Source organism: Marinobacterium stanieri, from assembly GCF_900155945.1.
GTDB lineage: Bacteria > Pseudomonadota > Gammaproteobacteria > Pseudomonadales > Balneatricaceae > Marinobacterium > Marinobacterium stanieri.
In genome coordinates, this window is sequence record NZ_FTMN01000003.1 from 100,952 (window position 1) to 124,134 (window position 23,183).

20 protein-coding genes are annotated in these 23,183 nt (G+C 50.5%); 7 read left to right on the forward strand and 13 right to left on the reverse strand.

What is annotated here, in order from left to right; all coding sequences use genetic code 11:
- Window positions 1–8 precede the first annotated feature (8 nt).
- The 5 genes from bktB to BW956_RS08025 all read left to right on the forward strand — a co-directional run bounded on the left by bktB (window position 9) and on the right by BW956_RS08025 (window position 6,899).
- Entirely contained in the window at window positions 9–1,217 is a 1,209-nt protein-coding gene (gene bktB / locus BW956_RS08005; RefSeq protein ID WP_076462263.1) for a beta-ketothiolase BktB, read from the forward strand.
- A complete protein-coding gene (locus BW956_RS08010) occupies window positions 1,214–3,508 on the forward strand; it encodes a 3-hydroxyacyl-CoA dehydrogenase/enoyl-CoA hydratase family protein (RefSeq protein ID WP_076462265.1) in 2,295 nt (764 codons plus the stop codon). Before bktB ends, BW956_RS08010 begins: the two co-directional genes overlap by 4 nt.
- Before the next feature lie 37 nt (window positions 3,509–3,545).
- A complete protein-coding gene (locus BW956_RS08015; protein WP_076462267.1) occupies window positions 3,546–5,123 on the forward strand; it encodes a fatty acyl-CoA synthetase in 1,578 nt (525 codons plus the stop codon).
- 55 nt (window positions 5,124–5,178) lie between these two features.
- A complete protein-coding gene (locus tag BW956_RS08020) occupies window positions 5,179–5,958 on the forward strand; it encodes an enoyl-CoA hydratase/isomerase family protein (protein WP_076462269.1) in 780 nt (259 codons plus the stop codon).
- 86 nt (window positions 5,959–6,044) lie between these two features.
- Complete coding sequence (locus BW956_RS08025) at window positions 6,045–6,899, forward strand: sulfurtransferase (protein WP_076462271.1); 855 nt, start codon at window positions 6,045–6,047, stop codon at window positions 6,897–6,899.
- Here BW956_RS08025 and BW956_RS08030 read toward each other — a convergent pair.
- Window positions 6,881–7,156 carry a hypothetical protein gene (locus BW956_RS08030; protein ID WP_076462273.1) on the reverse strand — a complete coding sequence of 92 codons (276 nt, stop codon included), beginning with the start codon at window positions 7,154–7,156 and terminating at the stop codon, window positions 6,881–6,883. The two genes, BW956_RS08025 and BW956_RS08030, sit on opposite strands and share 19 nt — an antisense overlap.
- A gap of 341 nt (window positions 7,157–7,497) precedes the next feature.
- Here BW956_RS08030 and BW956_RS08035 point away from each other — a divergent pair, with 341 nt between their 5' ends.
- Window positions 7,498–8,487, forward strand: a complete 990-nt coding sequence (locus BW956_RS08035) for an alpha/beta hydrolase family protein (protein WP_076462275.1) — start codon at window positions 7,498–7,500, stop codon at window positions 8,485–8,487.
- Window positions 8,488–8,564: 77 nt separating this feature from the next.
- On the opposite strand, the gene BW956_RS08040 is transcribed toward BW956_RS08035, so the two are convergent.
- From BW956_RS08040 to BW956_RS08090, 11 genes are all read right to left on the reverse strand, one after another.
- Entirely contained in the window at window positions 8,565–9,146 is a 582-nt protein-coding gene (locus BW956_RS08040; protein ID WP_010323175.1) for an HAD family hydrolase, read from the reverse strand.
- 234 nt (window positions 9,147–9,380) lie between these two features.
- Window positions 9,381–9,806 carry an ankyrin repeat domain-containing protein gene (locus BW956_RS22885; RefSeq protein ID WP_083703011.1) on the reverse strand — a complete coding sequence of 142 codons (426 nt, stop codon included), beginning with the start codon at window positions 9,804–9,806 and terminating at the stop codon, window positions 9,381–9,383.
- Window positions 9,807–10,271, reverse strand: coding sequence for an ankyrin repeat domain-containing protein (locus BW956_RS22215; protein ID WP_139327148.1), 465 nt, complete (start codon window positions 10,269–10,271; stop codon window positions 9,807–9,809).
- 54 nt (window positions 10,272–10,325) lie between these two features.
- Window positions 10,326–11,210, reverse strand: coding sequence for an ankyrin repeat domain-containing protein (locus tag BW956_RS08055; RefSeq protein ID WP_076462281.1), 885 nt, complete (start codon window positions 11,208–11,210; stop codon window positions 10,326–10,328).
- Between the two features lie 54 nt (window positions 11,211–11,264).
- On the reverse strand, window positions 11,265–12,407 hold the full coding sequence (locus BW956_RS08060; RefSeq protein WP_076462283.1) for an outer membrane protein assembly factor BamB family protein: 1,143 nt from the start codon (window positions 12,405–12,407) through the stop codon (window positions 11,265–11,267).
- Window positions 12,408–12,453: 46 nt separating this feature from the next.
- The gene (locus tag BW956_RS08065; RefSeq protein ID WP_076462285.1) at window positions 12,454–13,635 is read right to left on the reverse strand and encodes a PQQ-binding-like beta-propeller repeat protein; all 1,182 of its coding nucleotides are present in this window, start codon (window positions 13,633–13,635) and stop codon (window positions 12,454–12,456) included.
- A 538-nt stretch (window positions 13,636–14,173) separates the two neighbouring features.
- Complete coding sequence (locus BW956_RS08070; RefSeq protein ID WP_076462287.1) at window positions 14,174–16,108, reverse strand: B12-binding domain-containing radical SAM protein; 1,935 nt, start codon at window positions 16,106–16,108, stop codon at window positions 14,174–14,176.
- 864 nt (window positions 16,109–16,972) lie between these two features.
- Window positions 16,973–18,568, reverse strand: a complete 1,596-nt coding sequence (locus BW956_RS08075) for an isocitrate lyase (protein ID WP_076462289.1) — start codon at window positions 18,566–18,568, stop codon at window positions 16,973–16,975.
- A gap of 506 nt (window positions 18,569–19,074) precedes the next feature.
- Window positions 19,075–20,226 (reverse strand): cupin domain-containing protein, encoded by a 1,152-nt coding sequence (locus tag BW956_RS08080; RefSeq protein ID WP_076462291.1) that lies wholly within the window; start codon window positions 20,224–20,226, stop codon window positions 19,075–19,077.
- Window positions 20,216–20,479, reverse strand: a complete 264-nt coding sequence (locus BW956_RS08085; RefSeq protein ID WP_010323182.1) for a hypothetical protein — start codon at window positions 20,477–20,479, stop codon at window positions 20,216–20,218. Before BW956_RS08085 ends, BW956_RS08080 begins: the two co-directional genes overlap by 11 nt.
- A gap of 71 nt (window positions 20,480–20,550) precedes the next feature.
- Entirely contained in the window at window positions 20,551–21,285 is a 735-nt protein-coding gene (locus BW956_RS08090; RefSeq protein ID WP_010323183.1) for an RNA methyltransferase, read from the reverse strand.
- Window positions 21,286–21,482: 197 nt separating this feature from the next.
- Here BW956_RS08090 and BW956_RS08095 point away from each other — a divergent pair, with 197 nt between their 5' ends.
- The gene (locus BW956_RS08095) at window positions 21,483–22,292 is read left to right on the forward strand and encodes an HD domain-containing protein (RefSeq protein ID WP_083702983.1); all 810 of its coding nucleotides are present in this window, start codon (window positions 21,483–21,485) and stop codon (window positions 22,290–22,292) included.
- 28 nt (window positions 22,293–22,320) lie between these two features.
- On the opposite strand, the gene BW956_RS08100 is transcribed toward BW956_RS08095, so the two are convergent.
- Complete coding sequence (locus tag BW956_RS08100; RefSeq protein ID WP_076462295.1) at window positions 22,321–23,154, reverse strand: alpha/beta fold hydrolase; 834 nt, start codon at window positions 23,152–23,154, stop codon at window positions 22,321–22,323.
- Between the last annotated feature and the right edge of the window lie 29 nt (window positions 23,155–23,183).

Here is a 23,183-nt window from a genome sequence, read left to right on the forward strand (position 1 = left end):
AAAACATGATGAGCGATACAGTCAAACTGCAGGATGTCGTGATTGTTGCGGGTGCTCGCACTGCGATTGGTGACTTTGGCGGCAGCCTGTCTGCCTACACGCCGGCCGAGCTGGGTACCTTTGCCGCAAAAGCTGCGATAGAACGTGCAGGCGTAGAAGCCGGTGAGATTGATCACTCGGTGTTTGGTCACATCATTACCACCAGTCCACAGGATGTCTATCTGTCACGTCATATAGCGCTGAATGCGGGTCTGCCGGATAGCTCGGCAGCACTGAATGTAAACCGCCTGTGTGGCTCTTCGGTACAGTCACTGATCTCAACCGCTCAACTGATCCAGTCTGGTGCCAGCACGATTGCACTGGCGGGTGGTGCCGAGAGCATGAGCCGTGGCGCCTACCTGCTGCCGAGCATGCGAAACGGTCAGCGAATGGGTGATGCCAAGGCACTGGATATGACACTGGGAATCCTCAGTGATCCATTCGACAGTGGGCATATGGGTGTAACGGCAGAGAATATCGCCGAGCAATATGGCTACACCCGTGATGAAATTGATCAGTACGCCTGTGACAGTCACCACAAGGCCGCCGCCGCTATTGCAGCAGGGCATTTCAAATCGCAGATCGTGCCGGTACCTGTGCGCAAGGGCAAGGAAACCCTCATGTTTGCAGAAGATGAGCATGTGCGCGGTGATGTTAACCTGGAAAGCCTGCAGAAACTGCGACCTGCGTTCAAGAAAGATGGCCTGGTAACAGCCGGTAATGCCTCGGGCATTAACGATGGTGCGGCTGCCATGGTGATGACCTCCATGCAGGTTGCGCAGGCGCGTGGACTCATGCCGACAGCACGTATTCTGGGATACGGGTTCGCAGGCGTCGAACCCCACTTGATGGGCCTGGGGCCGATTCCGGCGGTGAAAAAGGCGCTGCAGGCGAGCGGCCTGCGTATGTCCGATATCGATATTATCGAATCCAACGAAGCCTTTGCCTCACAGGCCATGGCTGTGTCCCAGACACTGGAATTTGATCCTGCCATTGTGAACGTGAACGGCGGTGCCGTGGCGCTGGGGCACCCGGTGGGTGCCACCGGTAGCCTGATTACGCTTAAGGCACTGTATGAACTGGAACGCCAGAATAAACGCCGTGCACTGGTGACCATGTGTATCGGTGGTGGCCAGGGTATTGCCCTGATTCTGGAGCGTCTGGGAGGTGCAGCATGAGCAGTGCTCAGGGAATCAAACCGATTCAAACAGTCGCGGTGATCGGCGCAGGTGTTATGGGTGCCGGGATTGCCGCCCAAGCGGCGAATGGTGGTGCACGCGTAATCCTGCTGGATATACCGGCCGCGGATACCTCGCCGGGTGATACAGCCGAAGCACGCAATGCCATTGCTGCGGGTGCCCGCGAGCGCATGCTGAAAGCGGGCTCCAGAGGCGCCTTGATGGATGTGTCCGTGGCTGAACGCATTCAGGTCGGCAACATTGATGATGATCTGGATATGCTGGCCGAGGCGGACTGGATCATCGAAGTGGTAGTGGAACGTCTGGATATCAAGCAGGACCTCTACCGCCGCATCGAACAGGTACGTGCAGCGGATGCAGTGGTGTCCTCGAACACGTCGACCATCCCGCTGGAAACCCTCATGGAGGGCATGCCTGCGACCCTGCGTGAACACTTTGTGGTAACGCACTTCTTCAATCCGCCACGCCATATGCGCTTGCTGGAACTGGTCAGTTCGGATGAAACACGCCCTGAAGTCGCTGAGCGCGTAGATGCCTTTATTGACCATTGCATGGGCAAGACCGTGATTCGCTGCAATGACCGCCCCGGGTTTATTGCCAACCGGTTGGGTGTTTACTGGATGCAGGTCGCGCTTCAGGAGGCGATCACGCTGGATTTGAGTGTGGAAGATGCCGATGCCGTGATGCAGGTGTGTGGTTTTCCCAAAACGGGTATTTTCGGGCTTTGGGATCTGGTCGGCATTGACCTGATGCCTGAAGTGACCGCCAGTCTTAGCCGGCTTCTGCCAGAAACAGACTCCTTCCAGGCGTACGCATCACCGGTGTCGGTCATTAACGGCATGGTCAAAAACAGCTGGTTTGGTCGCAAGGGACGGGTACTGCAGGGGTTCTACCGTCAGCGTCTGGATGACGAGGGTCACAAGATAAGAGAGGTGCTGGACCTGGACAGGCTCAGTTACCGGGCCCCTCAGGCCTCCCAACTGGCATCGGCCCAACTGAAACCGGGGCAGCTGGGTGAGCTTATGCAGGTGGATGACAAGGGCGGCCGCTATGCACGGCAGGTGCTGATAAAAGTGTTGGACTACGCTTCACGGCTGGTACCTGATGTGGCGGCTGAAATCAGCGCAGTCGATGCGGCCATGCGTTTGGGCTACAACTGGCGCTATGGCCCCTTTGAGTTGATGGATCGCATTGGCATGCCAGCGCTTGAGAAGCAGATGCATGTCAGCGAGGCCGGGCTGAGTCCGTTCATGCAACAGGCTGCAGGGCGTCACTGCTATCAGGAAGGTCAGCAGCTCGATGAACAGGGAGTCTACCAACCCCATCAGCCGGCAGCAGGCATCATTGAGTGGCACAAGGTCTGCCAGCAAGCGCCGGTACGCACCTTTGCACAAAGCGTACTGCATGAGCTGGATGAAGACACCTGGTGCCTCGCATTTACCAGCCGCGTAAACGCTCTGAGTAACCAGCTGCTGGATGAGATTGAGACAGCCCTGGCCGCTGCGATCTCAAGGAATAAAGCGCTCATTTTCTACAGCGACAGCGGTATTTTTGCTGCCGGTGCCGATCTGAAGGAGTTCCTGCAGCTTTCAGAGCAAGAGACTGGGCTGGATACCTACATGCGCCGTGGACAACAGCTGTTTGCCGCCATTCGTAACGCCGATATTCCGGTAGTTGCTGCCGTGGCTGGCAAGGCATTGGGCGGCGGTGTGGAACTGATGTTCCATTGCCATGGTGTGCAGATTCATGCCGAGTCGTCACTGGGGCTGGTTGAGTCCAGCGTGGGTATCGTGCCGGGCTGGTGTGGCTGCAAGGAACTGCTGGCACGCACTCAGGAGCGTTTTGGCAGTGACGTTGCTGTCGAGAAAACCTTCGCTTTAATCGCCAATGCCCAGATAACAGGTTCAGCCATTGAAGCCCGCGAACGGGGTTTTCTGCGCGAAACTGATGGCATCAGCATGAACCGGGACCGCGTGCTTTCGGATGCGGTTACCCTGGCCCGTCGCTTACGCAGCGTCGATGACCGCACCCGCTTTAACAGCCTGCCTGCGCTGAGCGCGGGCTCACCGCAGTTGAATGGCGAAGAAAACAGCTATCAATATGAGCTGGAAGAGCAACTTCTGCAGCTACTGAATGCAGCCGTTACACCCGGATGGTATGACACCTTCGGTGACCTGGAGCGCGAGTGCAATCTGCTATTGCTGCAAAACCCCGCATCACGACAGCGAATGGAGCATCTGCTGGCGACCGGCAAGGTGTTGAACAACTGAGCTAGGCAACACAAAACAATAAAAACCGAGGTGTAGTATGAATCTGGACACTCAAACCCGCACAGTGGTTGAACAAACGACGCGCAATACCATCGGCGATGCCTTTCATCGTACCGCCATGCAGTACCCGGACAAGCTGGCGCTAGAATACCAGGGTCGGAGCTGGTGCTACCAGGCACTGGATGCGGCAGTGAACCGTGTCGCCAACCACCTGCTGGCTTCGGGGCTGCAGAAGGGGGATCGCGTCGCGGCCTATGGCAAGAACTCCGATGCCTATCTGATTCTGTGGTTGGCTTGCACCCGTTCCGGCCTGATTCACGTGCCGGTTAACTTTTCACTGACCGAGCGTGAACTGGTCTACGTCCTGACGCAATCCGGGGCGCGTGCGCTGTTCGCGGATGACAGTCTGAAGGCCTTCGTCGAGGAGGTCGGTGATCAGCTGGATCTGTTTATCCAGGGCAGCCTGCATTCGGATAATGCCGAAGGGCGCGATGATATCCTGCAGCTGGCCAACGGTGGTGGCAGTGATCAGGCGCCAGAGGTCGAACTGTCCGAGCAGGATGTGGTGCAGATTCTGTATACCTCCGGGACTACATCCGACCCGAAAGGCGCCATGCACACCCATCGTTCGCTGATGGCGGAGTACTTCAGCTGCCTGTATCACCTGGATATCAAACCCGAAGACCGCAGCCTGGCGGCGCTGCCGCTGTACCATTCTGCGCAGATGCATGTATTTACCATGCCAAGCCTGTTGGTGGGGGCCTACAGCTATCTGCTGGATACGCCGACGCCGGATGCCATTTTGCAACTGCTCAAGGCCAAGCACCTGAACAGCTTCTTTGCGCCGCCCACAGTCTGGATTGCGCTGCTGCATCATGATGATTTTGTCGAGGCAGAGCTTCAGCACCTGACCAAGCTCTACTACGGTGCGTCGATCATGCCGGAACCCATAGTCAAAGAACTGGGCGAACGCCTGCCGGATTCGGGGCTGTATAACTGCTACGGGCAGAGTGAAATCGCGCCGCTGGCAACGGTGCTGTCACCGGCTGAACATCAGGATCGCCCGGCGTCTTGCGGTCGTCCCGTCATTAACGTGGAAACACGGATTGTCGACCCGGCGACGGGTCAGGAATGTGCACCGGGCGAGCAGGGGGAGCTGGTACATCGTTCGCCGCAGTTGATGGTCGGCTACTGGGACAAACCGACCGAAACCGCTGAGTCTTTCAATGGCGGCTGGTTCCATTCGGGTGATCTGGGCTATCGCGATGAGCAGGGCTATATCTGGATTGTGGATCGCATCAAGGACATCGTAAATACCGGTGGTGTGCTGGTGGCCAGTCGGGATGTTGAAGAAGCGCTCTACACCTACCCGGGTATTGATGAGGTCGCGGTCATCGGCGTGCCCGATGACAAATGGATCGAGGCGATCGCGGCGGTTGTAGTGTTGAAGCAGGATGCGGACCCGGATGCCGAAGCGCTGATCAGCCATGCTCGGGCTAACCTGGCGCCGTTCAAAGTACCCAAACAGGTGCACTTTGTGCAGCAACTTCCGAAAAACTCATCGGGCAAACTGCTGAAGCGTAACCTGCGCCAGCAGTTCAGTACATCAGCCTGAAATTGAACAAGGTCGGGGCCGCTGGGCCCCGGTACTGTGAAGGGGAACATGCAAAATGAGCAGCACGGGTGTATCGGTTGAAACACAGGGGGCAGTCAGGTTATTGAGACTGGATAACCCTGCACGCAAAAATGCACTGACAAGCCAGATTTACGAAGCGTTGATCGCTGAACTGAAAGCGGCAGATGAAGATGAAAGCGTGCGTGCACTGGTATTCACGGGATCATCCAAGGTGTTTTGCAGCGGCAACGACCTGGACGATTTCCTGGAAAATCCTATTCGTGATAGCGAACATCCGGTGTATCGGTTTATGCAGCAATTCAACCGGTTACAGAAACCTGTTGTAGCAGCGGTGGAAGGGCACGGCGTGGGCATTGGCTGCACGCTGCTGATGCATTGCGACCTGGTGGTTGCGGGTGAAAGCAGCTGGTTACAAATGCCGTTTGTCTATTTGGGCATCTGTCCTGAGTTTGCATCAACCTGGATCCTGCCACAGCTGGCAGGGCGGCAGAAAGCCTCGGAGTTGCTGTTGCTGGGCGAACGTTTGGAGGCAAAGGCAGCGGCAAGCGCCGGGTTGATCAATCGAGTCGTCGCAGATGGTGAGGCGCTGGCGTCTGCCCTGGCCTATGCAGAACGGCTGGCTTCCGCGCCGCCGAAGGCGATGCAGGCGGCGAAGAAACTGATGCGACAATCAGAGCAGACAGCAATTGATGGCGCGATGAGTCGGGAGCTGGACCAACTGGTGACGGCGCTGCAGGGGGAAGAGTTTGCGGCGGCGGTCAATGCGTTCAAGGCTCGTAAAACTGTTAAACAGTCACATACTGGGTCATCCTGAAGGCCGTGTTATCTCGGAGACAAGGGGCGATGTTTTCGCTAGGCTGAGCTTCAGGGACTCACACTGACTTGTAAGGATTTGCGCCTATGACATCGCCCATCGTTAGCACTCAGTGGCTGCAGGATAATCTTGACCGGGAAGGGCTGGTAATACTGGATGCCAGCATGAGCAAGGTGATTGGCAAAGAGCCCATCACCTATGACACACCGATGTATATCCCCGGCAGCCAGTTCATCAATCTGGAGCAGGAACTCTGTGATCTCAACTCGGACCAGGTGCATGCTTTTCCAACCTCCGAGCAGTTTGCACGGGAAGCACAGAGGCAGGGGATTACCGCAGAGACTACCGTCGTGATTTACGACAACCAGGGTATTTACGCCTCACCTCGCGCCTGGTGGATTTTCAAGGCTTTCGGATTTGATCAGGTATATGTATTGGATGGCGGGCTGCCAAAATGGATGGCCGAAGGGCGCGTGGTAACAGACAAGCTGGAAACACCGGTGAGTCTGAATCAGATGCCGCAGGTACACTTCGAGCCAGAGTGCGTTCGCAACGCCGTTTATCTGCTTCAACAACTGGGCAAGGGGACGTTGAACATCCTGGATGCGCGTTCGCAGGCGCGATTTCTTGGCCAGGTAGAGGAGCCGCGGCCCGGGCTTCGCTCTGGCCATATACCGGGGTCTGTCAGCTTGCCCTTCACTGACATGCTCAATGATATCGAGTTCAAACCCGAGCATGAGCTGGCAGAACTGTTCAGTCAGTTGCCAATAGAGAGGAACCGGCAGACCGTTTTCAGCTGTGGCTCAGGCATCACGGCATGTATCATTCTGTTGGCGGCTGCCATTGCCGGCTACGACAACCTGAGCCTCTATGATGGTTCCTGGTCGGAGTGGCTGATGCAGATTTGCCGATCGAGTAAGGCTCAACTCCAGGGCGGATGATCTTTATGCTGGCGCTTCATGGAATGCATCAGGGCCTGTTTGTCGTGCTCATTGAGCCACTCATCCATCCATGCCTGCATTTTGCTTGCTTTGAGCGGTAACCGCCGCCAGGCCTTGTAGGCCTTGAGGTGCTTTTTGGTTGGGCGTTTGAGGTTAGTGCCCGGTTTACAACCGGCATCCGGAAAATGTGATTTGGTTGTAAACTGGTGATCAATCCACCAGGCCACAAACGCTTTGTCTTTCCGTTCAAGCTTCACTGCTGCTTACCCTCATCACTGTATGGTGATGAATACACTAAAACCACTCCGTGAACCCTTGGTTACAGAATAGACAAAAGCTTTTCAGCTTCAGAAGCCTAATCTGCGACAGGTAACTTGCTGGCAGGCAAGCTGTGATAAAGTCGGCGGTTTTTCGGTCAGGGGCCGTTAAAGTCACTGGAGACTTAGCAGGCTGCTGAAAATCTATCTGCGTTGCCGGTGCGTCGTTAAAAACAGGCTCAAAATGCTCATTTAGTCCACTAAACTGCGCTTTTTCGCCTGTTTTTGCCTTGCCTCGGCTACCTCGATAACGCTTTTCAACACCCTGTTAGGGACAAGCCATGAAACTCCACTTATCACTGTTACTCGCGATTATCGTCTGGCCGCTGCAGACGCTGGCGGTTGGATTTGAACGTGTATCCATCAACGCTCCCACCCCAATCCAGATGGGTATCTGGTATCCCTCTGATGCGCCTGTACCCAAGGCCATTAACTCACCCTTCCGCCAAACTCTGGCGCTGAATGCCAAGGTCTCTGGTGATTATCTGCCGCTGGTTATCCTGTCACATGGTTATGGGGGCTGGATGGGTGGACATGCCGATGCTGCGCTTGAACTGGCGGAGGCCGGATATATCGTTGCGGCCCCCGAACATCCGGGCAATAACAGCGAGGATGAATCAGCCAGCACGGCAGAGTGGCTGGTGTCCCGTCCAGCCGATATTTCAAAGGTTATCGATTTCATGCTGCAAGACTGGCCTGCGTCAGAGCATATCGCAGCCGACAGGATTGGTGTTTACGGCTTCTCGGCAGGCGGTTATACCGCGCTGGTAGCGGCAGGTGCAGTGCCTGACTTCCAGCGGGCACTGCAGCATTGCGAGAACAATCCGCAGGAGTTTACCTGTGAAATCGGCATGTTGGAGGGGATCGACCCTGACGCTCTGGGCAAAGAGGTACAGGCCGTGGCGGGGGATGGTCGCATCAAGGCGATTAGCATTGCGGCACCGGGCTTGAGCTATATGTTTGACGAATCAGCCTTGGCGGCAGTGAATATGCCTGTTCAGCTCTGGTCGGGTGCAGTGGATGTCCGCGTGCCCCACGCCAGCAACGGTGCCAATCTGGCGGCTCACTTGCCCAACATCGTAGAAACACACGTCGTCGAAAAAGCCGGTCATTTTGCCTTCATGGCCGAATGTAACCCCAAGCTTAAAGAGCACAACCCGCGTATCTGGAATATGGTGTGTGTCGATGCTGAAGGCTTCGATCGCGGTGATTTTCATGAGCAGCTGAACAGCGCACTGGTTAATTTCTTTGATAAGGTTTTGCAGCTGTAAGCCGATGTTGTTGAATCCATCCTTGTGGTTTATACGAGTGCCCTGGAGGCAGGGCACCTCTGGCGTTTAAACATTCTTCAGTTACCAAACATGGCTCGGTGCAGCATGCCGAAATGTTCAAAGGTGTAATCCGCCAGGTGGGAATAATCGGGCAGGGTGGTGAAATTCACCAGGCAGGACTTCATGTTCGCGTTGCGGCCTGCTTCCAAGTCATAACGGTAATCCCCGACCATGAGCATCGACTCGGGTGGTAGACCAAATTCCTCTGCAACCTGGAGGAGGGCGGACGGGTCCGGCTTGGGCTTGGAGTTTTCCCGCGTAATAACCCGTTCAATCGGGATGGAATTGCGCTCGATTTTGGCCTGAGACGATTTCAGAGAATTACGCGTCACAATGGCCATGGGAATGCCCTGGTGATGGCAAGCCTCAACAAATGCCCGAGCACCGGGAATCCACTCACAACTTTCTGCATCAAGCCGCTCATGCCGATGAATCACGTCCATCGCGGCTTTCTGTACGTCTTCAGGCTGGGTCTTCAGGTAAGTCAGCACATCCGCATCGGCAGGGCAGCCAATTTCCCGCTTGATAGCGGGAAAATCAAGAGACGATGACACGAGAGTGCCATCCAGATCGAAAATGATGCCTTGTAGCTGTTTCACGCGGGAGCCTCTGGGAAGTCGAATTGTTTCATCCATCAGCTTAGGGTGGATGAATCCAAGTGATATTGAAAGTCTTTACGTAGAACACCTGATGGTTGGTTCACATCAGGTGCTTCCCTGAACCTTGATCGAATAATATGGGTTGGGCAGTATATCTTAGTAAAAATAGAGGGCATATTGTTATGGTCATAAAAAATCATTTCTCAGATTCTCTTCATGAATTTGTGAGATTTTTTACTGAAAAATATTACTAAGACTCTTGATATTGCGTTCCCTTATTACTCTTTTTAGACTATACCCACTTTTGTTTACATAATTTATATCAGCACCATATTCAATTAATATTTTTATTGCCTTGGTGTTTTTAGCAACTGCTGCTATTAAAAGAGGAGTATTGTATGGGCCATTTTCATCTATATTGAAGTTGGGACTAAATGATTTTGATAGTAAAAATTCTAGCTTATCCTCTTTGCCAATAGTTGCAGCGCTATAGAAAATTATTCCATTTGCTATATTTTCTCTTAGTTGTATTTGGCTTTCAGGAATTGATTCTATTATATCGTTTATTGTTTCGTTATTATGCTTGGAGATTATAATATCGAAAAAGGTTATGCCATTAATGTTTTTGTGGTTATAGTCAGCGCCGCTATTTAGAAGAATTTACACACCTTCAATATTATTGTTTATAGCTGCAAGAAAAAGAGGTGTGTTATAGGATGAGTTTTTGGAACAATCGAGTATTTTGGGGTTAGGGTTAGCACCTGCATCGATTAGCATTGATAGAACTTCGTTACTGGACCATTGCGCGGCATTTTCTATGGGAGTCAAACCTTTTAAACTGGCCATGTTTGGGTCAGCTCCTGCTTTTAGAAATATACGAGTGACTTCTTCATCGTTATAAATAGATGAAATAAGTAAAATTCCGGCGCCGCAGGCATTAGAAATATTTGGGTTGTTTGTTTCATTCAGAAGTTTGATTGCAGTTGCATTATCTCCTTTGATTAAATCTATGATTGCTATATTGACGGGGGTTTTATGGTCATTATATCGTTCACAAACGCAGTTGGCGAAGGTGTTAGTACTGGTTAAAAATATTAATAAAATACTAAAGTATGAAATTTTCATGGCTATTAAGATCAAATTTTTAAGTTATTTTTAATAAAAGTATTTTCCAGTCTACTATTTAAATATGTGAGAGAGCTCTTGTGAATGACCCTCACTTACTATTATTTCAAGGGAATAGCCTTTTGAATTTTTATAATTTATATCTGCACCATGCGAAATTAAAGCTTTAGCCGCTTCAATATTATTAGATATGGCTGCAACCAATAATGGAGTATTAAATTTCACATCATCTTTATAAATGAAGTTTGGGTCTACTCCTAAAGAAAGCAGTTTTATTAGGTAGTCATTTTTCATGGTTGTAGCAGTGTTAAAAAGCAGCAGCGATAAAGCATTTTTCTTTCTCTCTTCACTCGGAATTTCATCTATTGCTTCAATGATTGAATTGAGAGGGATTTCTCCAATTAGAAGAACTTCAAAAACATTATAGCCATTCTTATTTTCGTGATTAAAGTCTGCATTATATTTTAGAAGAAGTTTAATACCATTGATGTTTTTATTTGCAGCTGCAATCAGTAAAGGCGTGTTATAAATTTTTTCTTTTAAGCAGCCGTGTAAGCTCGGATTCGGATTACCTCCTGCCTTTAATAAAATTGATAAGGTTTCATTGCTAGACCATTTTGCAGCATTGTGGACAGGAGTGAGGCCTTTTAGGTTGGCCATGTTTGGGTCAGCTCCTGCTTGTAGAAATAAACTAGTGACTTCTTCATTGTTATTGATAGAAGAAATAAGTAAGATTCCGGCGCCGCAGGCATTAGAAATATTTGGTTTTTTTGATTCTGTCAAAAGGTTTATGGCAGTTGTATTATTTCCTCTGATTAAATCTATGATTGCCACATTGACGGGGGTGTTCGGGTCATTATATCGTTCACAAACGCATTTGGCGAAGGTGTTAGTACTGGTTAAAAATATTAATAAAATACTGAAGTATGAAATTTTCATGGCTATTAAGATTAAATATCTAAGTTATTTTAAATAAAATTTCAAGGGTGAAATTTATTCTAATGCAACTAATCGTCCTTCTTTTGTTCCATAATATAAGGATTTTTTATCCAAAATTAAGGCAGTTGAAATAACGTATGGGCTCTCGTGGGTCCATTTCAAATCGCCATTCTTTATGGAAAAGCCATGTATGCTTTTTTGTGTAGGTATATAAGCACTGTTGTGTGAAAGGCTAGCATATCGGGTAATAAATTCTCCTAAATCATAACCCCAAAGTAGATCATGATTATTGTCCATGGCATAAATGGATTTTTTATCTGTGAATATTATTGCTTCACCATCGGATGCCAAATGTGAGGTTGTTTCTATTTCAAATAATTCTTGATAATTTTCTTGTTCCAAATCAAAAACAGTCAGTTTTGTTAAAGAGCCTCTATTTCCTAAACCAGAGGCATACATTTTCCCATCGACTAAAATTGGTAGTGATAAATAATTCAAGTCGGTTTGAAATTGTACTGGTTCTCCAAAGGTCCCATCGATAAAATCATAAATATTAATGATCGCCCCGCAGCAGATTGAGGAACTTGGAATGATAAGCTTTGATTTAAAAAATAGAGGTGGCCCTATCTGTCTATTTAGTTGTATTTGGCTTTTTTCTTTTAGGGTTTTAATGTTTATAGAATAAATAATGCCTTCGTTATTACCTGCTATAAGATAATCTCCACTATTTATAAATGGGCCAAATATTGATCCTTCTTTTTGTATCGTTTTTTCCTTCTTGCCATTATTGATGTTAAATAATAAAATCTCACCATTATTATTTCCAGCTATTAATGTTTCTCCGAATATGAAAAGCTGAGATGTTATGGGGTACTCAAGGTGACGCGACCAATGAAGATCGCCATTTGATTTATCTATAGAAAATAATTTATTATCATTACTTGTTACATATACGTTATGGTTATCGACTATTGGAGAAATCAAAATAGCATGCTTTGATAGTTCTACATCCCATTTTATATCTCCTCGATACTCACTTTCTATGTTTTTGTAGTGGCTTGACTGCGAATAGCTCCCTCTATAAAACGTTGCCCCATATGAAACGCTTGAGGTTATAATTAATAGTAAAGATAGTAACCTGATTGAATATTTCTTATTTTTCTTTATGTTTATTTTAATTCTTCTTGAAATATGCATATTGTTTTAACGTAAAGTTATGTTTATGAACCTGTAAGATGATCATCTAATTTTCACCGCCGGTAGAATCTGAGGTATGCTCTTCTGGTAGGCGCACCGCATGAATTGATCCGCCATTTGTAGCAAAGTAAATGATTCCATCCTCAATGGCCGGAGTTCCCGGGATCGGATGCCTGGTAGGGTAGTAATAAAGCCTCTTACCCGTTTTTTCATCAAGACCAATGATTCCTCCAGCCTGTGTTCCAGCATATACCCTACCTTCATAAGGCACTAAAGCTCCTAAAACTCTACCTCGCACAGGTACATCCCAAACAGGGTAGAGGTTTCGTTTAGACATTGCATGTACGCGCCCATCATTGGATGAAACATAAATATTTCGATTCGATGAAGATAAACGCCCTGGGCTTGCGCCTGCTTCAATATGATGGCGGCCTAAAATACGACCAGTATTAGCATCAAAGGCATAAACGTCAGCTGCCGATGAGTGTTGGACTTTATTGACAGTATAAATGACGTTGTCATCATAAATTAGTGATTGTGATCTTTGATTTCGATCAATTAAATCTTCTTCACCAATTTTCCATTCAGAATTGAAACGCCATGCAACCTTATTACTTTTAGTATCTATGGCGAATACATCTTGATATTGATTTTTCATATAAAGATAAAGTCCATTAATATGGAAATCAGAATCAAAGCCACCTAGTCTTACATCATTCAAGTTGAAATCAAAAATTTGTATTTGTTTTTTTTGTTCTATGTTAAATTTAAAAAGTTCAGTTGTTGTTGAATAATAAATTTCGTCTGCGATTTTCTGATACGAAAGTACTTTTGTTTTTTTGATTCTATCTAGCAGGCCATTTTTTCGATTTATTATGTGTAGTTTCTCAGGATTTTTACAATCCTTTGTGCTGTGAGGGTAAAATGTTATATATGAAGCATTTGTTCGTGTTAATACATGATCTTTATCTACAATTAATTTTTTTTGTAGTGGGCATTTTAAATCTATTTTCCAATTAAGATGGCCGTTTTTTGAAAGTGAATATATCTTGTTTTTTTTATCTGTAAAATAAAGGGTGTCATCAAATATTATGATTGGGCTTGTCGAAAGCTTTGGTAAAGAATAGCTCCATATCTCATATTTATTTTTTTTGTAATTCGAAATAAAATTAAAAAACATTGTAAATGAAACTAATATCATCACCCATATAATAATATTACGCATCATAACGCTTTTCATTTTCGTGTTTTATGGTTATCGACGCGCTGGAGCGTGCATGACTTTGATCTGGTAATCCAGTCTCCAGATTGGTTGAGGTGACTAGAGTAGCTAGTGGCTCGTTTACTGGAGTTAGCTGGAGATGAATTCTGATTTCGAGCAGACTCAGAGTCCTTGAAGATTATTTCTCCGTGAGCAGCCGGTTTTTGGATACGAGCAAGCGGTCGCTTATTAAATAATAATGAAGAGGAATCGCTGGAGAACGGCTCAGCGACGACAACCGTTTTAACGGCGGCAGCAGGGCGCGTGTGGGTTTCGCCCGCACGTATAGAGGGCTTGTTCATGAAACATTCCTTGTTGATCGTGACTCACAATGATTGAAACCTGAGTCGGGCTACATCCTGATAGCCAAGCGTACTATATCTCAATTTGTAAGCATTAACACACGTAGAAAACTGATGTCTGTTCACAAGACCAATGGGTTAACCGGCCTGAAGCTTGTTTACGTCAGGCGCATCCATATTCTTTAATGCAGCAATAGCTTAGATCAATGCTCACTGCTTAAAATCAGATTATTGACCGCGTTGGTGATGAGGTCGGGACGAACTTGTGTGCTTGGTACTGTCTGCTCGAACCAGAAGCTCATCGGCTGATCGAAGCCGATACCATGCATGAAGTTGTAAATTGCTTTACGTAACCCTTCACCCAGCATTTCATGATCAGTACCGGTCGGGTCGATAAATTCGACATCGTTTTCAGCAAACAGGATCTCGTCAGGTTCGACCAGGGTAATGCCGTACTGTTCAGGATACATGCCGATCGGGCTATGTACCGTGGCGACGAAGCGGTGCCAGTACGCGGATTGGAAGCAACCCTGCTGCATCATTTGCCGTACCATCTCCAAAGAATCGACGGTTTCCTGTTCAGTTTGGGTGGGGAAGCCATACATCAAATAGGCATGTACCAGGATACCTGCATCGCTGAAAGCCTTGGTCACGCGGGCGACCTGTTCAACGCTAACGCCTTTTTTCATCAGTTTCAGCAGACGATCCGAAGCAACTTCCAAACCGCCGCTGACCGCGATACAACCCGAGTCAGCCAACAGCTGGCAACGCTCGGGGGTAAAGGTTTTTTCAAAACGGATGTTGCCCCACCAGCTGATTACGACATTGCGTTCAATCAACCGTTGCGCCAAGGCAAACGTTAGCTTGGGCGGCAGGGCTTCATCAACGAAATGGAAGCCTGATTGTCCGGTCTCTTCGATGAGTTCTTCGATGCGATCTACCAGTACATCGGCACTGGCAGCATCGTAACGGTCAATGTAGTCCAGACTGACGTCACAAAAACTGCATTTGCGCCAGTAACAGCCATGGGCGATGGTCAGCTTGTTCCAGCGGCCATCACTCCAGATACGGTGCATGGGGTTGAGCATTTCACACAGGGATAGATATTCGTCCAAGGGCAGGCCGTCATAAACAGGTGCACCCACCTCGGACTGCGGAATGTCATGCAGCGCTTTATTTTCATTGAAGTGGACGATGGGCTCGCCATCTTCTCCTTCGGCAAGGAAATAGGTACGCACGAGATCGTCGATTTCACGTTGTCCGCCAAGGAATTCAAGCAACGTCATGAAGGGGCGTTCGCCATCATCCAGACAGATAAAGTCGACAAATTCGAACACGCGGGGGTCTTTCAATGCGCGCAGCTCGGTATTGATAAAGCCACCGCCCATCACCACGGGGAGATCCGGATCAATGGCCTTGCAGGTTTGGGCAATGCGCAAAGCCCCCAGCATGTTGCCGGGGAAGGGGACTGTGAGTGCAACAACCGAGGGTTGTGTCTCTTCCAGGTACTGTTCGACCAGTTGCTCCAGGATCTCCGAGCTGAAACTCGGCTCATCCATCAGCGTGTCATAGAGGTTGTCGAAGCTTGGATTTGCTGCTGCCAGTTGCTCACCATAACGGCTCACCTCAAAATAGGGGTCAACTCCCTGGGTGATGACAGCTGACAGGTCGTTGATGAACAGGGTGGCCAGGTATTTGGCTTTGTCCTGTACGCCCAGGTTACCAAAAGCGGCTTTCAATACATCACCGGAAACGGCTTCCATCTGTGCAATGGCGTCAAATGCTGGCCCCTCCGGCAGGAAACGACGGGAATTGATGCGCAGTGCCAGGCTGGGGTCTTTGCCCTGCAAGAAGCGGATCGCTGCTTCAACGGTTTGATGGTAACGATCAAACTCGGCCAGGAAGTTGAAGATCACTGGCGGCAGCTCATCATCCTCAAACTGCTCGTAGTTGGCTTCAACATGCTGACGAATAATTTCCAGCGCAGGGGCTGTCATCATCTCAATAAACAGCTCAATGGCAGGATCTCGCTGTACCGCCTCATACCCGCGAGAACGTAAAAAGCCCGTTAAATACGCGGTTGCCGGGTAGGGCGTATTCAACTGGGTCATTGGGGGAGTCATGAGAAGAACGGTCATTAGCCAGCCTGCAGATCAAAAGCCTTGAGAGCTCGGGTGTCACCGAGCGTGGCGACCCTGGCGGTCGCCAAAACAAGTGTGGATCCTAGCAAATGCGCTATAGCCGTACTACTTCAATCTGCGCCACCGGCTCTATTCCCGGTGTATGAGCATAGGGTGACATTTGGCTGTGCTATCCATGCCTGAGCGTTCTGGCCTGCCGGTATGCTGCTAGCAAGCCTGGAGCAGGGCATATTTTATGCGGGCTCCAGAATGACCGAACGCATACTGTTAGCGCCTTTTGTCACCCACTCGTTAATGAATCTGACAAAGCTTCCCCACGTCAGTCAGTGTGCGGAGATGCACAGAATTACGGCCAGTTTCGGGAGCGTTTTGCCAAGCGATTGCCAGCCCTAGGAGAATCGGTTGCTCTCAATGGCGTTCATCGGACTCCCGTGCCCGATAAACAATGCCGGGAGAGTATCGGTGCGGGGCAGGGAATTTTTCAGTTCAGCTAAGGCAAGAGGATGCGGCATGCCGATTAATCCCAGGCCCGCGAGGAAGTTGCGTCGTTTCATTTAAGGTCTCAAGTGTCAGGTCTATCGGCGCTGCCGAGGTTCTATGTAGCGAATAGGGTCGATAATTTCTCGAGTGGAGGCAACCGGATTGAGGTGTGATAGTGGCTGCATGTATTCAGGCAGCACGAATAGCTGTGCTTGAAAGGGGATTTTCTGCAACTAAACAGAGGGGCAGAGGGTGGGCATAAAAAAACCGCACCATCTCGGGGAAGAATGATGCGGCTCTTCAACATTTCGGCACACTAATGGCACACGGAAATGTTTATGTTTTGTAACCCCTTGATAGGCAAGGGGTTACTGAACCAAATTAAAACTGGTTCATTGTGTTGTCTTTACCGGAAGCCTTCAGTGCAGCGTCACCAGAGAAGTACTCTTTGTGATCGTCGCCCATGTCAGAACCAGCCATGTTCTGGTGCTTAACACATGCGATGCTCTGACGGATTTCCTTACGCTGTACGCCAGCAACGTAGCCCAGCATGCCAGCTTCACCGAAGTACTCTTTGGCCAGGTTGTCAGTAGACAGGGCCGCAGTGTGGTAAGTCGGCAGCGTGATCAGGTGGTGGAAGATACCTGCTTCACGGGCAGCGTCAGCCTGGAAGGTACGGATCTTCTCGTCTGCAGCGGCAGCCAGTTCAGTCTCGTCGTACTCAACGCTCATCAGGTTAGCGCGGTCGTAGGCAGATACGTCCTGACCCGCTTCAGCCATGGCATCGAATACCTGCTGACGGAAGTTCAGAGTCCAGTTGAAGGACGGGCTGTTGTTGTAAACCAGCTTGGCATTCGGCACTGCTTCACGGATGCGGTTAACCATGCCAGCGATCTGACCAACGTGCGGCTTCTCGGTTTCGATCCACAGCAGGTCAGCACCGTTCTGCAGAGACGTGATGCAGTCCAGAACTACGCGGTCTTCGCCAGAACCTTTCTTGAACTGGAACAGGCCAGAGGCCAGACGCTTCGGCTTCAGCAGCTTGCCGTTAGCCTTAACAACCACGTCACCGTTGTCGATGTCGGCAGCGCTCTCAATGTAGTCGCCATCCAGGAAGCTGTTGTACTGGTCGCCCAGGTCGCCCGGTTCGTTAGTAACAGCGATCTGCTTGGTCAGGCCAGCACCCAGGGAGTCGGTACGTGCAACGATAACACCGTCTTCAACACCCAGCTCCAGGAACGCGTAGCGTACGGCGCGGATCTTGGCCAGGAAGTCGGCGTGCGGAACGGTTACTTTACCGTCCTGGTGGCCACACTGCTTCTCGTCAGATACCTGGTTTTCGATCTGGATCGCACAGGCACCGGCTTCGATCATTTTCTTGGCCAGCAGGTAAGTTGCTTCTTCGTTACCGAAACCGGCGTCGATGTCAGCGATGATCGGCACTACGTGAGTCTGGAAGTTGTCGATCTGACCCTGCAGTTCAGCTTCTTTGGCTGCGTCGCCAGCTTCGCGAGCGTCGTCCAGCTGACGGAACAGGCCGCCCAGTTCACGAGCATCAGCCTGACGCAGGAAGGTGTACAGTTCTTCGATCAGAGCCGGTACAGATGTTTTTTCGTGCATGGACTGGTCGGGCAGTGGACCGAACTCAGAACGCAGTGCAGCGATCATCCAACCGGACAGGTACAGGTAACGCTTGTTGGTGCTACCGAAGTGCTTCTTGATCGCGATCAGTTTCTGCTGACCGATGAAACCATGCCAGCAGCCCAGGGACTGGGTGTACTGCGCAGTGTCTGCGTCGTAGTCTGCCATGTCATGGCGCATGATCTTGGCGGTGTAGCGGGCAATGTCCAGACCGGTTTTGAAACGGTTCTGCAGACGCATGCGAGCAGCGTATTCAGGGTTGATCGCTTCCCAAGAGTCACCCGCAGCAGTGCGAGCGGTTGCGATGGCGTCGATCTCATTTTTGTAAGCTGACATGGTCATTCCTTCACAGTGTTTGTGTTTAGGTAATGTCGGGACGGGCGACGGTAGCCAATCCCTGATCTTGCATCCGGACTGTTTGGGGCAGTCCCGATGTGTTGGAACGAATGATGATCCTCCCAATTCTAGGAGTCAAAGCGATTTTGTGCAGAGCAAAAAAGATGTAGTCAGACTACACTCGGGATGATGACAAAACTGTAAAATGACTACAGCCGGTTTCACAACGTAAATTCTCTGCAGGCCAGAAACCACGCAGTTTTGAGGCGCTAAAACCAAAGGCTTAGCCACTTTGGTATGAGGATTAAAAAGACAAATTTACAAAAAATATATGGAATAAAAATCGAAATTAATATTCCATAAAATTCTATAAAGGGTTTACTACATTTACTGAAAAATTCGCAATTTCAACGGCTTATAATGGTTTCTCTTACGACCAAAGTCGAGCAGATACAAAAAAGCCACCTCGCAAGGAGGTGGCTTGGGTATTACAGAGGCCTGTTAAATCAGTCTTCGAGGTACACAGAGCCCTGATTTAACAGGCTTGTAACCAGAGCTGAAAGCTCGGTCTCAGGGCTGAGGTTTGCCTGTCCCTGAGCACAGATTTCACAGGCGAAGGTGATTGCTGCAGGTGCGTAAAGATCATGAGATTGACCGTCTGCAAACAGCACCAGGTGATCCTCGCTGAAGCGATGGAAGGCCAGACGCGCGCCTTCGTTTAGGTAAACAGTAGCGCCTTCAGCCGACTGCTCATCAACCTCCGCTTGCGTCCAGTCGTGATCACCACCGGCCAGGTCTGGATACTTTGGATCGGTCATGGCACGCCCCAGCCAGTTGGCCAGCAAGGCATCATCATTCAGGTACTGAGACAGCGCCTTGCGTACGCGTTGAATGGCCTGGGCATCGATTTCACCCGGGTTGTCAGGGATGCTCAGGTCAGGGTCTTCATAACGCAGGTCGCTGCTGAGGCTATCGTTCAGGTGACTGCTCAGCCCCTGCAGGATTTCGGCATGGGATGGGGCGCGGAAGCCGATAGACCAGGTCATGCAGCCATCTCCCATCCCGACGCCGTTATGTCCAACCCGCGGGGGCAGGTACAGCATGTCGCCGGGGTGCAGGTCGAAGCTTTCTTCGGCGTGCCATACCGGCAGAATCATCACCGGCGTGTTCTCGCGGCGCGGCGAGTCTTCGCCGTACAGACCACCGAACTCCCAACGACGAACACCTTCTGCCTGCAGCAGAAATACATCATAGTTATCGTAATGGGGGCCGACACCACCACCATCACTGGCGTAACTGATCATCAAGTCATCACGGCGCCAGCTGGGAATAAAGTCAAAGGCTTGCATCAGTGGTGCCACTTCGGGTACCCAATGATCGACAGCCTGCACCAGAAGGGTCCAGGGTTTGGCGCCCAGAGACGCGAAGCGGTCTTCGGCAAAGGGGCCGTGCTCAAGCGACCAGTCACCGTTATTCGGGTCGGTTTCGATCAGTCGCGATTCAATGTCCTCTTCGCAGGCCAGGCCGGCCAGCTCATCAGCACTGATGCAAGGTTCGAAGTCAGGGAAGGCGTTACGGATAAGCAGCGGCTTTTTCTGCCAGTATTCGCTCAGGAAACGCTCGGCGGAAAGGTCACCCCAGTTGATTTCAGCGATCAAGGTTCAGTAACCCCGACATTTCTGCGACAGCATCTTCCATCTCGGCCATGACTTTGCGGGTGTCACGGGCAGAAAGGGCGGCCTTGCGGTCATTACCCACCATACGCATACACTTCTGGATACGTTCCATGCATTCATGTACACCGCGTACGTTGAACTCGAACTGCTCGAAGTCCTTGGCGGTTTGGCTCAGGCTGTCACGCAGAGCTTCCGCCTGTGCGGCCAGTTCATTGAGTGAGTTGGAATGGCTCATGCTCTCTCCCCAGGTCCAGATATCGTTGTTGTATAACCTTACTTTAACGAGGCTTAAGCCCCGCTGGCCAGTCAACTTTTGGTGTTATCGACTTCACGCTCCAGCACTTCCTCAACCGAAGTCAGGATGCCGCGCAACATTCCCAGCTCTGCCTTTTCCGGACGTGTGCGGTTGAAGTAGCGTCGCAGCTTGTCCATTACGCGGCCTTCGTGCTGCGGGATAATAAAGCTGGTGCGGCGCAATACCTTTTCCAGGTGCTCGTAGAACAGTGTCATTTCCTGCTGGCGCGGGTAGGGCGCAGGCTCGGGTAGTTTGTCCGCCTGTTTGGATGCACGACGCAGTTCGTAGCTCACCAGCTGAATGGCCTGGGCAATATTGAGAACCGGGTAGTCTTCGTTGGCATCAATGAACAGGTGTCGATGGCACAGCATCATCTCTTCATTGGTCAGCCCCATTGTTTCGCGGCCGAACAGGATAGCGACCTGACCATTGCGGGCTTCATCCGTCATCATCATGGCGGCCTGTTCCGCATCCATCAACGGCTGGTCGAAGCTGCGCTGGCGGGCGCTGGTACCGATCACCAGCTGGCAATCGGCAATGGCTTCTTCAACGGTGTTGACGACAACGGCCTGGTCCAGCAGGTCTTTGGCACCGGCTGCGCGGGACTCAGCGTCTTCATGCGGGAATTCAACCGGGTCTACCAGCCACAGCTGGCCCAGTCCCATATTTTTCAGCGCACGAGCTGCCGCCCCGATGTTACCGGGGTGGAAGGTATTAATCATGACAATGCGGATATTCTCGAGCATAGCGGCCTCGCAAATTTGGATGGCCGCATTATAGGGGGCAATGGGGTGCAGGAAAACGGGATACTGTTATTGAGTAGACGCATGAACAGGTAGTTGATCCAAGGCTGCAGATGTATGTTGTCTGTTCAGCAGCTAGCCAGTTATTGTTGAATACAATCTTGGCTATGTACTAAAGACTCAATGGATGAGGTGTTCTTATGTCAGCTAATGACGACTGGGATGGACTCCATAGTTTAGATGAGCTTCTCGGTTCCGAGGAGAACGTTCATAAATGGCGACCTGACTTGTTTGATACAGTGGCTCCGGCTGATCGTGCTACGCCGGCAGTTTCCGGTGATGGTGAAGTAATAAAGCCGCTGCAAGCAAAGGATCAGGTTGAAGTGGCTAAGGTTGAAGGCAAGTCAGTATTAAAATCTTCTATCGCACCCGCACCCGCACCCGCACCCGCACCCGCCGCCAAGCCTTTATGTCTGATAGAGGCGCGTGAATATGCCTTGAAAGCCCATCATGGCCAGCAAAGGCGTTATACGGCCGAGCCGTATTGGAAACATCTTGCGGAAGTGGCCGGGCTGGTTGCCAGTTCTAGCAGCGTGACTCCCAGAGGGATAGCCCTGGCTTGGCTGCATGCGACTGTGGAAGAGACCAGTTTAACCTTGCGTGACATTGAGCGTGATTTTGGTGCATCGATTGCCGATGGTGTTCGTTGCTTGACCGGGTCAGCTAACAGTCGAATACCGCGTGCAGCGCGCAAGCAACGCTATCGCAATCGTTTGGCCTCAGCTGACAAGGACGTTCATACCGTTAAATTAGCCAATATTGCTTCCAATTTGGCTTCTATCGGTCACTTTGACCCCGAATTCGCACTGGATTGTTATCTGGAGGAGAAGCGGCTGGAAGTCGGTGTGCTGGTGCATGGCGATGAGGGGCTCAAGGTGCTGGTGCGACGTTTGTGGCTGGAAGCTAAAAACAAGGCCACAGCGCACTTTGAGCCAGTTGGAGCAGAGTAGGTTGGCAGGAGTCCCCGTGAGCCTGAGCCTACAGTTTGCCTAGCCAGCGGCTGAGATGGTGAACGAACTGTTCCTTGTGCCAGACCTGCGGTGAGTGATCGGCCTGAGGGTAGATGTGCAGCTCAGGCCAAGGCAGCTCGGCCTCCATCCAGGCGGGAACTTCGGGGCTGTAGAATTGGCTGGTATCGCCATACACCATCAGCACCGGCCGATCGATTTTAGATTGAAGGCCACGATAATCCTGTTGTGCCAGCGAATCCCAGCAGTGGATCATGGCGGCGCTGTCGAGCGTGCGCAGATAATCACGCAGCTGCTGGATACCATGGCTATTTTGTGCGTAGGCATCGCGAATACGCGGATTGAGTCCGTTTGCAGCCAGCTCCAGTACACCCTCGGCGAAGTCTTCCTGCATGCGCTTGATAAGCGACTGATTCCGCTCATGGTCGAAATCACCATATATGCCCAGTGACCAGTCGCTGTCGGTCACCATTTTTGGGGTCATATCAATGATGCAGAGGCCGGCCAAACGGCCCAGACCGTAGTTGCGAATATATTCCCAGGCGATCAATGCGCCCATCGAGTGCCCAACCAGTACCGCATCACGGATTCCGTGATGTTCCATCATCTGTTCAAGGTCATCCGCCAGCCGGCTGATCTGCATGCTTTCCAGTGCCGGAGCGGGGTACTGGCCATGGCCTCGGGCCGTCCAGCTGAACGTCTGGTAGCGATCACTTAATTCGTTGGCGAAGGGCAGCCAGTCCTGGGCGGCACGGGTCCAGCCGTGCAAAAAAATAACGGCCTGGCCACGGCCAAGGCTGACATAACGAATAGGGTGTTGGTCGGAACTGAGCAGGGTTTCCATACGTGCCTAGACTCCATGCAGATATGAAA